Raw genomic sequence first — 13,979 nt, 5'->3', positions numbered from 1 at the left:
ATGAAAAAAATTATTAGCATTTTATTACTCACACTTTCAGTTAGTGTCTTTTCTCAAAACGAAGGTAAATCGTTATTACAAGACGTTTCGGCCAAAGTAAAAAGCTACGATAATATTTCAATAGATTTCAAATATGTCCTTGAAAATACTTCTGAAAACATCAAACAAGAAACCCGTGGCGATGTGGTGATGCAAGGTGAAAAATACCGATTGAACATTTTGGGAATTACGCGTCTTTTCGACGGTAAAACAACATACAGCATTAGTCCCGAAGACGAGGAAGTTACCATTTCATCTGATAATACCGACGACGAAGACAACATTACCCCAAGTAAAATGCTGTCGTTTTACGAAGATGGTTATACCTATGCTTTGGATATTGAGCAAAATATACAAGGCCGAAAAGTACAGTACGTTAAGTTAACACCCATTGATTCGAACTCTGAAATCAAGCACATTCTTTTGGGTGTAGATAAACAAACCAAACACATTTATAACCTCATTCAAATCGGTAAAAACGGAACCAAAACAACGCTTACTGTTAATTCTTTTAAAACAAACGAACCTTTATCAAAAAGCTTATTTACCTTTGATGCCAATAAATACAAAGATTATTACATCAATAAATTAGATTAGGTAACTTTTGTGAAAATTCTTGACCGTTACATACTAACCACATATCTTAAAACTTTTCTCAGCGTATTTGTAATTCTTTTGCTGATTTTTGTTTTGCAAACCATTTGGCTGTATATAAAAGAGCTTGCCGGTAAAGATTTGGATATGGTTGTGGTTTTTAAGTTTCTGGCGTATTTTATGCCTAAGCTAATTCCGCTGGTTATACCGCTCACCATACTCTTATCGTCCATCATGGTGTTTGGTAGTTTTGCCGAGAATTATGAGTTTGCCGCCATGAAATCGACCGGGATTTCCCTGCAACGCGCCATGTCGGGACTTAGCATATTTATTGTGGTTTTGGGCTTTACTACTTTTATGTTTTCCAATAACGTTATTCCGTGGGCCGAATACAACTCGCTCAACTTACGAAAAAACATTGCGAAACTTAAACCTGCAATGCTTTTGGCCGAAGGGCAATTTAACGAAGTTGGCGATTACAACATTAAATTTGCAAGTAAAAGCGGTGATAAGGGGCAATATCTTAACGATGTTATTATCCATATTAAAGGCCAAGGTGCAGACAGCCGTACCAATTCACAAATGATAAAATCTGTTTCTGGAGAACTTATAGGTAAAGAAACCTCAAATGTTTTAAAGCTTATTTTATCCGACGGAAATTATTATAATGATATTTATCGTAAAAAACCTGAAGAAAGAAACAAGCAGCCTTTTGCCAAAAGTACATTTGAAAAATACACCATTAATATTGATTTATCGCAAATCAACGACAATGTAGATATTGATGCCAAATCGGATTCCGACAAATACAACATGCTTAATTTAAGCGAATTAAATTATACTATTGACTCGCTTACAAAAAAAAGAAACTCAGCACACAAAACGCTTTCTAAAAGCCTGTACCAACGCACTAATATTACGAGGCTAAAAAACATAGATGTTCCTAAATCAAAAGTAAAACCTAAAAGCGATTCCATTTACAGCGGCGAAATATTGGATTTATTTGAAACCAAAAACAAATCGCAGCTTCTCGATTTAGCGTTAAGAAACATTAAAAGCACGAAGCAGATTATTGAATCGAAACAACTTGAACAGAAATTTGCAAAAAGCAATTACAATAAGCATATTGTGTCCTTTCACGAAAAACTGGCACTCGGGTTTGCATGCGTTATTCTATTTTTTGTTGGCGCCCCACTTGGTGCTTTAATACGTAAAGGAGGTATTGGCTTGCCAATGGTAATTGCCATCGTACTATTTTTAGCCTATCATTTTATTGGGATTTTTGCTATAAACAGTGCAAAAAGTGGTGATTTTAACCCTATACTTGCCAGTTGGTTTTCTACGCTTGTTATGTTTCCGCTGGGTCTGTTTTTAACTAAAAGAGCTACAGAGGATAAAGGCTTGTTTGAAATGGGCAATATTATTGAACCATTGAAAAAAATATTCAATATTAAGCCAAAGGACAGTGTTAGCTACAAGTTTCTTTCTAAATATTCAAATGAAGAATTAATTAACGTTGTTAAGCAATATGAATCCCTCGGGCATAGTGAAAATACACGTTACGAAGCCATTAAAACCTTAAATGCAAGAGGTGTTAACATTGATGAAATGAGAAACCAGGGCGTATCAATCCGTACAGCTTTTGATGCCTCAAAAACCATGTTCAACAATTACATAGCGCATTCAAAATTCGCTATCGTATTATACGGTATTGGGGTTGTTCTTTTAGTATTGTTCTTTGTTTTTAAAAACAACAAAATGCCATCGTTACAGGCGGCATCCATCCAACTTAGCGCGGTTGCTTTGTTTTTATTCATCATTTATTATTTAAAATCCATTTTTAATTTAAACCGTTTTTATAGCCACATCAATAAAAAAGTAAAGATGCCACATATTATCCTTTTAATAATTGGCGTGCCTTTATATATGCTGGTTTATCCTTTTTTAAATGTGAAAATTAACGAGGACTTAAAACAAAATTGTTTAGATAGTTTAAAATAAGCAATATCTTTGCACCATGATTTTAGAACCTATGACCACAAATAAAACTTCGGAATTTAAACTGAATACCATCCACGAAGCTATAGACGATATACGAAACGGCAAAGTTATTATTGTTGTTGATGACGAAAACCGTGAAAACGAAGGTGATTTTGTGGCTGCCGCCGATAAGGTTACGCCACAGATGATAAATTTTATGGCAACCCACGGCAGAGGGCTTATTTGTACACCACTTACCGAAAACCGCTGCAAAGAACTGGAACTTAATATGATGGTGCACAATAACACGGACCCGATGGAAACAGCGTTTACGGTATCGGTAGATTTAAGAGGCAACGGCGTAAGTACAGGGATTTCAGCCAGCGATAGAGCAAAAACGGTTAAGGCGTTAATAGACCCCAATACAAAACCTTTTGAGTTGGGCAGACCCGGACATATATTTCCATTAGTAGCCAAAGAAGGAGGCGTTTTACGACGCACGGGACACACCGAAGCCGCCATAGATTTTGCACGTTTGGCTGGTTTAAAACCTGCTGGCGTTATTGTTGAAATAATGAATGAAGATGGCACCATGGCGCGCTTACCTCAGCTTATGGAAGTGTCCAAAAAGCTTGATTTAAAAATTGTATCGATTGAAGATTTGGTGGCGTACAGAATGCAACACGACTCGCTAATCGATAAAAAAGAAGATTTTCAGATAGAAACTCGTTTTGGAAGTTTTCGTTTAAGAGCGTACCAACAAACCACCAACGATCAAGTACACATAGCTTTAACCAAAGGACAATGGAAAGATAACGAACCCGTACTTACCAGAATTAATTCCACGTTAATTAACAACGATATACTTGGAACACTTACCAATAATATTGATAAGCAATTGGACAATATGTTTAAGCTTATTAACAACAATGGCAAGGGTGCTATTCTGTTTATAAATCAAGAATCGCAGTCTATGAATATTTTAAAGCGTTTGTCTTTTTTGAAGGAAAACCAGAGTCCGAATAAAATTTCAAAAGCACCAAAAATAAACATGGACAATCGCGATTTTGGTATCGGTGCCCAAATTCTGCACGACTTAAATATCCATAAGTTAAACTTGATGTCCAACACAGAACAGACCAAACGCGTGGGCTTGATTGGTTATGGTTTGGAGATTGTAAGCTACGTTAAATATTAAAAAGGAAGCCAATACCGTTAAGTATTAAACTTCCTTTTCCTCAATTAATAGCTGTCTTAAAAACTATTTTACCACTATTTTTTTGGATGCACTTTTATCGTTATTATACACTTTTAGAATATAAATTCCAGACTGTAAGCTTTCAATATTTAATGCTTTGGAGCTGTTAGAGGATTGTAATACTTTTTTACCTAAAACGTTATATAATTCCACTTTATCAATAGCTATTTTGGAAGCTATATGTATAACATCTGAAGCTGGGTTCGGGTATAATTTAAAACTGTCTTTAAGAAAAGAATCCGTACTTAAGGATACAGCAAGAGAATAGTCCATTTCCTCTTTATAATAAGGTTCCCACGCGTTGGCAACCCAACTGTACCAAATATATTCTGTTTTATTATCGTTACCGTCATAGATGCTTAATTCCCTATCGGAGTTTACAAATATAGACCCGTTCCAACTTTGTTGGATGTACTCTGTTTCTAGTGATCCTGAATACGTCGTTAAATATCTTTCAAGCAAATCCCAACCGCTTCCATTGTACGTTTCAACAACCAGTTCCGTTCTCAGTCCATTTGTATATGTTGCCGTGTCGCGTTCATCCAAATCCCACATATTCGTTGTTGTGTTCCAAACACTGGAAATTATTTGTGTTGGCAATCCTGACGTATAAGTGACCTCTAACTTATCTTCATTTACCCAAGCAGTTGTATCCCAATTTTGATAGGTAAATTTAATAACATTCGACCCCGAGTACTCATACAACACTCTATACGCATTTTCGTATAGTAGGGTAATAGCATTGTATGATTGGTCTATTTCTTCTATTAAATTATTCGATAAATCATATAAGAAAATGGTTTGACTTGTGTTTTCCCATTGCAATGTAATGCCATTCCATATTTGTCCTACATCTAAAATAATGTCATTATTAGCATTGTAGGTTTTAACATCTTGATAGGTTAACATCATCCCAGGCATGTTAAATCCTTGCAAAAGTGTTTCTTTTGTACCACCGTTGGCATAGATAAACTGCTCGGTAAGGTTATGCTCCCAATCTGATGCAAACGCATCCCATGCATAAATTCGTTTTTCATCAACTTTATAGGTTTGCGAAAAACTGGTGAAACATATAATAAAAGTAAAAATAAACGTTGGAATGTGTAAAAGTCGCTTCATAATTAATAGCTTTAAATGGATTATACAAATGCCTTGAAATAAATTAAAAAGGAGAGCTTTTTTAATTTAATCTATAAAATCTAAATACAATCAAGGTTAAAAACAACCCTCAATTGCTCTAAAATCTGCTATTAATCAATTATTATGCAATAAGTTGCACCAACTAAAGATATAAATAATTATTAAAAATCCTATTAAAATTATTTTTAAGTTATTGAATTTCCTAGCTCACCCACTTCATCATTAACGCACAGGCAAACGCTGCATAAGTTCCTAAAGCATAACCCAATACAGCCAACAGGACACCAACTGGCGCCAACGATGGATGGAAAGCACCGGCAACCACAGGCGCAGAAGCAGCGCCACCAATATTGGCTTTTGAGCCCACTGCCAAAAAGAAATAAGGTGCTTTTATAATTTTAGCAACAATAAATAGTAAGGCTACGTGAATAATCATCCACACAAAGCCAATGGCAAATAAACTGATATTTTCCACAATCGCGTTCAAATTCATTTTCATGCCTATGGCTGCCACTAAAATGTAAATGAATACCGTTCCTATTTTACTGGCTCCGGCACCTTCGTAACTTTTCATTTTTGTAAACGATAGAAAAACACCAACCGTTGTTGCCGTAATAATGAGCCAGAAAAACGAACTTCCAAGTCCGAAATCAACTAAAACCGGCGCATTTTCCTTTATCCAAACACTTAAATTATCGCCTACTAAATGCCCTATGGAAGTCACACCAAAACCAATTCCCAAAAGAATCATAAAATCATTGAAAGAAGGTACTCTAGCCGTTTCCAAGCTAAATTTTTCCATCTTGTTTTTTAGTGTGGTGATAGACGAATTATCAGCTTTAAAATACTTGTCTATTTTATCGGACTTAGCAACACCAAGCAACAAGAATACCATCCAAACTTCGGCGACCAAAACATCTACTACGGCCATAATACTAAACAGGCTATCGCCAACTTCCCACTGTTCTTTCATGGCCAATTGGTTGGCGCCACCACCAATCCAACTTCCTGCAACGGTAGATAGGCCTTTCCATAATTCGGTGCCTTCAACAGAGGTTAAAATATCTGGTGCCACAAACTTAAAAAACAAAATGGCCAACGGCCCGCCAATCATAACGCCAACGGTTGCTGTTAAAAACATAATTAAGGCTTTTGAACCGAGTTTGAACACGCCTTTTAAATCGATGCTCATAGTTAAAAGCACCAATGAAGCGGGCAGTAAAAATCGAGAAGCCACATAATACAAATTACTACCACCAATAAATTGCGAATACTCCGATGGTTTTATATGATTTACCATTGCATATTCCTTTAAGGTATGCAAATTGGTAACGCCGTCTAAATTGCCGTAAATAGATTGCAGGTGTATTATGGTTGCCGAAACATCAATCCATTTATCGGCAATTAAGCCTACTGAACTTAATATGGACGGAATAAAATAGCACAATAAAAGCGCGGGAATAATGCTGTAAAATTTTGAAAAACGAGGTAAACTAGATGAGTAAAATATTAGGGCCAGTGTTACGGATAAAACACCAAAAATAATGGTGTCGTTTGCAAATAAAGGAACGTCGCTGCTTATTTCTGCTAAATTCATAAAGGGTTGTATAGTTAAAGTGTTTAAAAATATGTGTTTTGTTTAATACTCCTGATTGAAATGGCGTTTAAAAAATCTCCAAACTGCCTTTACCTTCTCTAATAATAATAGGTTCGTCTTCGGATAAATCAATAACCGTTGAGGCTTCATTATCGCCATAACCACCATCAATTACCAAATCGACTAAGTTACTCCATTTTTCCAATATTAATTCAGGATCGGTGGTGTATTCCAAAACTTCGTCTTCATCATGGATAGACGTCGATATAATGGGGTTGCCCAACCGCTTAACAATATCTAAAGCAATATTGTTATTTGGCACTCGAATACCCACTGTTTTGCGCTTTTTAAAAGGATTTGGAAGTGATTTCCCTCCGGGAAGAACAAAGGTATATGGCCCAGGGAGCGCACGTTTTAGAATTTTAAAAGTTGTTGTATCTATTTGTTTTACATAATCGCTTAGGTTGCTTAAATCGTGGCAAACAAACGAGAAATTGGCTTTTTCAAGTTTTACTTGCTTAATTTTCGCAACACGTTCCAAAGCTTTTATATTGGTAATATCGCAGCCCAAACCGTACACGGTATCGGTGGGATAAATTATTAGGCCGCCGCGTTTTAAAACAGCTACCACTTTTTCAATCGCTTTCGGATTGGGATTTTCTTCATATATTCTTAAAAACTCAGCCATAATAACTATCTTGTAATTACGTTTACAAAGTAAATATTATTTTTATAACGAAACCAATAGGATTAAAATAATCTTTAAAACCAAGCAAAAATGATTCTTTTTTCCGCCTAGGTTTTATGTTATGAAAAAACAAACATAACCCATGAATGCACTTAAATCTACTTTTTTAATTCTGATTATAACTTTGGTTGCCTTTAGTTGTTCGAATGAAACAGCAACCGAAGACCCAATAACAAGTTTAGACCCTTCAAAATATTATGAGGAATTAAATATTTCTTACGGCGAGGATGCCGACCAAAAATTCGATTTATATCTGCCCGCCAATAGAACGGCCAATACCAAATTGATGGTTTTAGTGCACGGTGGCGGTTGGTCTGCTGGTGATAAAGCTGAAATGAATCCCATAAAAGATTTGCTACGTCAGGATTTTCCTAACCTAGCCATTGTAAATATCAATTACAGATTGGCAGATGAAAACAACAACCCCTACCCGATGCAAATGGAGGATATTACAACCATCATCAATCATTTAAAAGACAATAAAATAAATTACACCATTTCTGAAGCTATCGGATTTATAGGCACGAGTGCGGGTGGGCATTTATCGTTGCTTTGGAGTTACGCTTTTGATGCCAATACCAATGTAAATATGGTGTGCAGTATTGTGGGACCAACAAATTTAACAGACCCAGCATATTTAAATAATACCAACCCCGTTTTACAGGAATTGTTGGATTTGTACGGCGCAAATGCAACAACGGATTTTTTAGAAGAAGTTAGCCCATTCCATCAAGCTACGGTTTTATCACCTCCAACTATTTTGTTTTATGGCGGACAAGACCCGTTAATACCTACTACACAGGGCACCGATATGCGCGATAAGTTACAAAGCTTGGGCGTTACGCACGAGTTTACTTTATACCCAAATGCGGGACATGGTTGGATTGGATTGGAATTATTGGACACTTGGGTAAAACTTAAAGTTTTCATAAATAACCATTTGTAAACAACCTACCTTGAAGCCAGCTCACGAGCTTTAGTGGAAAAATGCAATAGGTTTAGAACAAACCCCGGAATATTTTAATCTCGATTATCGAGTAAAAATTGTAACATTTCGCGAGTATATTAGTCTTAATAATATGCTAAGGCTTCTTTTATTTATATCGATTTTCACCTTGAATTGCCATTTGGTTTTTGCAACCCATGGCATAAAAAAATCTATTCTCTTTACTAAAGCCGAAATTTTAAATGAATATACCACCAGAATTCCGTTTAAACTCGTCGATCATTTAATCGTGGTTGAAGCTGAATTATTAAACAAAAAAGGCAACTTCATTATTGATACAGGCTCTGAAACCTTAATATTAAACAGCGGCCATTTCCCGAACATGTACGCCAATAACCGCAAATACAAAGAAACTTCCGGTGTTTTGGAAGCCATCGACTACTCCTACGAAAAACAAGTTAAAGAGTTTGTATTGCAAAACTTTAGGTTAGAAAACAAAAGCTCCGATGTTATCGATTTATCGCATATCGAGCACAGCAAAAAAATCAAGCTTTTGGGTATTATTGGCTATAACATCTTAAAAGATTACGAGATTTTTGTCGATATGCACTTAAACCAAATCACGTTAACAAAAGTAGATGCCAATGGAAACAAGCTGGATAAACAGGTGTATTTGGAAAAAATAGTGGATAGCGTCAATTTCAAACTAAAAAAGCACACCATTGTTTTAAACAGCACCATCAATAATCAAAAACTAAAATTTGGTTTGGATACCGCGGCGGAATTCAATCAAATAAGTAAAAACGTCAACAAAAAAGTGCTAAAATATTTTATTCCTAAAAAACGATTGACCTTAATTGGCGCGAGCAATAAAAAAATTGAGGTTATGGCAGGAAAATTGCATCGTGTTAAATTAAACGAAACCATTTATTTTGGCCCCATGTTAACGGTTTTAACCAACTTAAATAAAATGAACGATGCTTTTGGCACCGATTTGGATGGCATTTTTGGCTACGAATTTTTTGCACAAAAAAGAACCATTATCAACTATCAAAAAGAAAAATTATATTTTGTAGATTTCCCATTAAAAACCCAGTGAAAAAACTTATTGCACATATCGCCATTTTAGTTTTTGCTTTTATAAGTTTAAACACATACGCTCAAAAAGATAGCCTTAAAGGCTACAGAATTGAGGGCGATACCATTGTGTTTTCTTTTAATAAAAACGATTACCAAAAAGCAACTCACGATTTTGGCGGCAATAAACGCGATTTTGATGATTTGGAAATAGAAAATGTGGTGGTTTCGGGAGAGTTCAATAATTGGTCTAAAAACAAATGGTATATGACCAAAGTTGACGAAGACCGCTACGAACTGAGAAAAAGCATTCACGATTTTACCGATGAGTTTTCTTGGGAATTCAAATTCGTCATCAACAATGCCTATTGGGCAGAACCCTCGAAAAAAGATGGGAATATTTCCAAAGCCGTAAAAGATGGTCAGCGATTGCACGGGGTTTACAACCTAAAAATGTATGTGGCGTACCCCAACGAAAAAGGCAATGCGCACTTTAAATTAAAAGGTTTTAACAGTGCCAAAAAAGTAATTGTTACGGGTTCTTTTAATAAATGGAACGAAAATTTGTTTAAAATGAACAAGGTTGACGACGGTTGGGAACTCACCCTAAAAATAAAACCCGGCGTTTACGAATACCGTTTTATTGTGGATGGCCATTGGATGGAAGACCCCAATAATATTCATAAAGTGAGGAATGAATACGGCGAATACAATTCGCTAATCGATATAAAGGAATACACCGCCTTTAAATTGAGAGGCTACACCGAAGCCAAAAAAGTAGTGCTTTCGGGTTCGTTTAACAATTGGAACGAACACGAATTGGTTATGGAGAAAAAAGATTACGGTTGGAAATACGTATTGCCGCTTTCTGGGGGCAAACATCACTACAAGTTTATTGTGGATGGCAAATGGGTTTTAGACCCCAATAATGCCGTAAAAGAGTACGATGGCAACGGACATGTTAATTCGGTTTGTATGATTAAGTGATGATTATGTTTTTGATTAATTTCTTAAAAGCTATATTTGAAATTCATTATTTTTAATTAACAAAGACATGTTTTAATATTGAAAAAATATCATTACAAATACTTCATTTCAATATTTATTGTAATCGTTTTTTTTCATTTGATTTTATCAAACAATGAAAAAAGCCATATTTTAGTAACAATTGGCTTTACTGCTACCCTATTTTCTCTCTATCATTTTATGATATTTTTAAATAATCTAGCAAAGCCAAATGCTAGTAATAGCATAATCAGTCTTTTTACTACTCTGCTTTACATCAATATTATTTTAAAAATAAATTACCAATATTATAATTTTATTGCATCGGCACTTTTAATAATAACAGGAATAATTATTTTAAAAAAACTAGATAAAAATAAACACTCACTAATATTTCTATTTCTAATAACAATAAATACAGGGGCATTATTTACCTCAGATACATGGTTATTCAATAGTAAAATGAAGGATGTTGAAATTTGGAATTCACAAATAACATGGAAAAGTTTCAAAGGAGTTCCGGATAAAAAATCAAAATTTGATGCGTATATCTTAACTGAATTTAGAGGTTTAGAAAACAAAGTCTATAATTACCCTCCTGCTATTTTAACATCAATTTTAAAGCCCCATAATTCATGGAGAAAAAAAACTAGAGACACCACTTTTAACCATTTGCTTTTAGAACATGAGCAGCGACACTTTGACATAACGGAAATTCACAAAAATAAAGCACTTGATTCCGTTAATAAATCATGGGGTAAAAATTCCAACGAAATTAAGAAAATAATTAGCTTCTTCAACGAGAAGGAGAATGAATATCAAAAGTATTACGACTCCATTACTAATCATGGATTAGATTCTATTGCGCAAAAAAAAATAAACATAGAACTTTTAAATCAATTAAAATAAAATTGATTACAAATCAGCCCAACAACCTCCAATTTAGCAAAACGCAACGACAGCTTAATTACACCACCGTGCTGAAAATTAATTTCCGCTTTTTTATCGGCACCTTTGCCTTCGATTTGCTATACTTCACCGGTGCCAAACCGGATGTGTTTTACCACATTTCCAACAACCAATTTACTTCAAATAAATTGATGTTACCATTTGTTTTAGCAACAGACTTTAAATTTTTAGGCGTTGTTTCCTAAAATTTTTCATGCGGTTTATTTGCACTACCCAATTTAGGCACTGTTTTTTGAAGATTTTCTTTTCGGTTTTTTTTGCTAACTTAGTTACTTAAACACACAACATTAAAAAACACATGTTAGGGTAAAGGTAAAATGATAGGGGCAAATAAAATATTAGTGTCAATAGATTATTCAATTTGCTCAGAACATGCATTAACATTTTCCGTGAAATTGGCAGATAAATTTATTATTACTAAATGTACTCTTAAATGACAGTAGTAACATAGTTGCACAATTATTTTGATTAAAAGAAACCAAACAAAAAGAGAGTCTTGAAACTAAAAAAAGAATTAGGATTATTTGATGTTTTCGCAATAAGTACTGGATCCATGTTCAGTTCTGGTTTTTTTCTGTTACCAGGACTGGCCGCTCAGTATACCGGACCGTCGGTAATTTTGGCCTATTTTCTTTCCGGGCTTTTAATAATGCCTGCCATGTTTAGTATTGCCGAAATATCTACTGCCTTACCACGGTCAGGTGGCGCATACTTTTTTCTTGACCGAAGTTTGGGACCGATGATGGGTACTATTGGTGGTATTGGAACTTTTATCGCACTACTTTTAAAAACAGCATTTGCACTCGTTGGTATTGGAGCCTATGCTTCCATATTTTGGAATATCCCAATAAAAGAAACTGCAGTGGTTTTCGCACTGGCATTTGCCGTTCTAAACATATTTGGCACCAGTAAATCTTCAAGTATTCAAAAAGTACTTGTGGTTGGCTTACTAGTAGTATTAGGAGCGTTTATCGTCGATGGTTTTTGGAATATTTTCTCGGATACCAACGCTTCCATAGGGTTCAACAAAAGCAATTATACTCCGTTTTTTACCGGAGGATTTCATGGTCTTATTTTTACAACCGGTTTCGTTTTTGTGTCTTATTTAGGACTAACAAAAATAGCAAGCGTTGCCGAAGAAATTAAAAACCCAGAACGCAATATACCCTTGGGCATGGGCTTGTCACTATTGGTTACCGGATTGATTTATGTGTTAGGTGTTTTCGTCATGGTAACTATAATGGGCAACGAAGCACTTTCTAAAGATCTTTCGCCCGTAGCTACTGCCGCGCAACAGTTATTCAGTTGGTTACCTGCCAAAACAGGGTTATATATTATTGTTATTGCAGCTTTATTTGCATTTGCTTCTACTGGAAATGCAGGCTTGCTTGCCACTTCGCGCTATCCATTAGCCATGGGCAGGGACAAATTATTTTCAAAGAAATTTAGCAAAATAAGCCGCTGGGGTACACCAGTTCCGGCCATTATCCTTACGGCAAGTTTAATTATATTGTGTATTATCGTCCTTACTGAAGAAGGCATTGTTAAACTTGCTAGCTCGTTTCAATTGTTCATATTCATGGCCATAAATTTTGCCGTCATCGTTTTTCGCAAAAGTAAAATTGCTTCTTACGACCCCGGATATCATTCCCCCCTTTATCCATGGATGCAAATATTTGGGATTATTTCTTCGTTAGCTCTAATGCTCTATATGGGATGGGCGGCGATAGCATTTACTTTAATTACCATTATTCTAGCATACTTATGGTATATGTTTTTCGTTCGTTCAAAAGTAAAAAGAGAAGGCGCTATTTATCATTGGTTCGCTTTGTTAGGCAAACACCAGCATGATGAACTGGAAAATGAATTTATGATGATTTTAAGGGAGAAAGGTTTGCGACAGAACGATCCGTTCAACCAAACAATTGTTCGTTCACAAGTACACTTTATCGATAACGCTAAATTTGAAGATTTGGTGCAAAATGTAGCAAATTCTATTGCTAAGGAATTAAATGTTGATCGGACTAGCTTAAATGAAGAATTCCTAAAAACAACTCCAATAGAACCTGCCTTGGTAATTCCTGAAGTTTCACTTCTTTATGCAAAAAAACTGGATATAAACCATCCGGTGCTCCACATTGTTCTTTGTAAAAAGGGCATTGAAAAACCAGTTGAAAAACATGGTAAAATCAACAAGGAAAAAATAAAAATATTCTTTTTCCTTGTAAACGATGAAAACAACCCAAAACAGCAACTTCGTATGCTATCAAGTTTAATAGATATTGCGGAACGCGACCACTTTATCAAAGATATTCTTTCATTAAAAATAGCAAGGGAAGTTACCGAGTATCTTTTACATGACAAACAATATATTTCTTTTCCATTAACAAAAGGTGAACCTTCAAATATTTTCATTAATAAAAAACTAATGGAAGTAAAACTTCCTCAGGATGTATTGGTTGTATTTGTAGATCGAGACAACACCTCTTTTGCACCAAAAGGACAGACGGTGCTTCTTGAAAACGATGTTCTTACCATTGTTGGTGAGCCCAAATCAATAAACAAACTGTATGATCAATTCATCATACAGACGTAGACGGTATATTTATTTTTCCGATATTACAAT

Annotated in this window: 11 protein-coding genes; 8 read left to right on the top strand and 3 right to left on the bottom strand. The window is 35.2% G+C overall.

Annotated features, from left to right (window positions below; genetic code table 11):
- Genes ACN5J7_RS11585 through ribB form a run of 3 tightly spaced genes read left to right on the top strand, consistent with a single transcriptional unit; the run spans position 1 to position 3,811 of the window.
- Complete coding sequence (locus tag ACN5J7_RS11585; RefSeq protein ID WP_418604017.1) at positions 1–636, top strand: LolA family protein; 636 nt, start codon at positions 1–3, stop codon at positions 634–636.
- Positions 637–645: 9 nt separating this feature from the next.
- Positions 646–2,634 carry an LptF/LptG family permease gene (locus ACN5J7_RS11580; protein ID WP_418604016.1) on the top strand — a complete coding sequence of 663 codons (1,989 nt, stop codon included), beginning with the start codon at positions 646–648 and terminating at the stop codon, positions 2,632–2,634.
- Positions 2,635–2,665: 31 nt separating this feature from the next.
- Complete coding sequence (gene ribB, locus ACN5J7_RS11575) at positions 2,666–3,811, top strand: 3,4-dihydroxy-2-butanone-4-phosphate synthase (protein WP_418604186.1); 1,146 nt, start codon at positions 2,666–2,668, stop codon at positions 3,809–3,811.
- Positions 3,812–3,874: 63 nt separating this feature from the next.
- Here the strand turns inward: ribB and ACN5J7_RS11570 are convergent, their stop codons facing one another.
- The 3 genes from ACN5J7_RS11570 to ACN5J7_RS11560 form a co-directional block, all read right to left on the bottom strand.
- Positions 3,875–4,990: a T9SS type A sorting domain-containing protein gene (locus ACN5J7_RS11570; protein WP_418604015.1), complete on the bottom strand. Its 1,116-nt coding sequence runs from the start codon at positions 4,988–4,990 to the stop codon at positions 3,875–3,877.
- A 223-nt stretch (positions 4,991–5,213) separates the two neighbouring features.
- Positions 5,214–6,608: a DUF819 domain-containing protein gene (locus ACN5J7_RS11565; protein ID WP_311937624.1), complete on the bottom strand. Its 1,395-nt coding sequence runs from the start codon at positions 6,606–6,608 to the stop codon at positions 5,214–5,216.
- 67 nt (positions 6,609–6,675) lie between these two features.
- Entirely contained in the window at positions 6,676–7,296 is a 621-nt protein-coding gene (locus tag ACN5J7_RS11560; protein WP_418604014.1) for an L-threonylcarbamoyladenylate synthase, read from the bottom strand.
- A gap of 142 nt (positions 7,297–7,438) precedes the next feature.
- On the opposite strand from ACN5J7_RS11560, the gene ACN5J7_RS11555 reads away from it, so the two are divergent.
- The 5 genes from ACN5J7_RS11555 to ACN5J7_RS11535 all read left to right on the top strand — a co-directional run bounded on the left by ACN5J7_RS11555 (position 7,439) and on the right by ACN5J7_RS11535 (position 13,949).
- Entirely contained in the window at positions 7,439–8,302 is an 864-nt protein-coding gene (locus ACN5J7_RS11555) for an alpha/beta hydrolase (RefSeq protein WP_311937620.1), read from the top strand.
- A 169-nt stretch (positions 8,303–8,471) separates the two neighbouring features.
- On the top strand, positions 8,472–9,401 hold the full coding sequence (locus tag ACN5J7_RS11550; protein WP_418604013.1) for a hypothetical protein: 930 nt from the start codon (positions 8,472–8,474) through the stop codon (positions 9,399–9,401).
- On the top strand, positions 9,398–10,366 hold the full coding sequence (locus tag ACN5J7_RS11545; RefSeq protein ID WP_418604012.1) for a glycogen-binding domain-containing protein: 969 nt from the start codon (positions 9,398–9,400) through the stop codon (positions 10,364–10,366). The genes ACN5J7_RS11550 and ACN5J7_RS11545 overlap by 4 nt, the downstream gene beginning before the upstream one ends.
- A 138-nt stretch (positions 10,367–10,504) precedes the next feature.
- Positions 10,505–11,293, top strand: coding sequence for a hypothetical protein (locus ACN5J7_RS11540; RefSeq protein WP_418604011.1), 789 nt, complete (start codon positions 10,505–10,507; stop codon positions 11,291–11,293).
- A gap of 556 nt (positions 11,294–11,849) precedes the next feature.
- Positions 11,850–13,949, top strand: coding sequence for an amino acid permease (locus tag ACN5J7_RS11535; RefSeq protein ID WP_418604010.1), 2,100 nt, complete (start codon positions 11,850–11,852; stop codon positions 13,947–13,949).
- The last annotated feature ends 30 nt before the right edge of the window (positions 13,950–13,979 follow it).

The organism is Hwangdonia sp. (assembly GCF_048381975.1).
GTDB classification, from domain to species: domain Bacteria; phylum Bacteroidota; class Bacteroidia; order Flavobacteriales; family Flavobacteriaceae; genus Hwangdonia; species Hwangdonia seohaensis.
The sequence above is the reverse complement of the archived record's forward strand: the minus strand, read 5'-3'. Positions and strand labels throughout refer to the sequence as shown.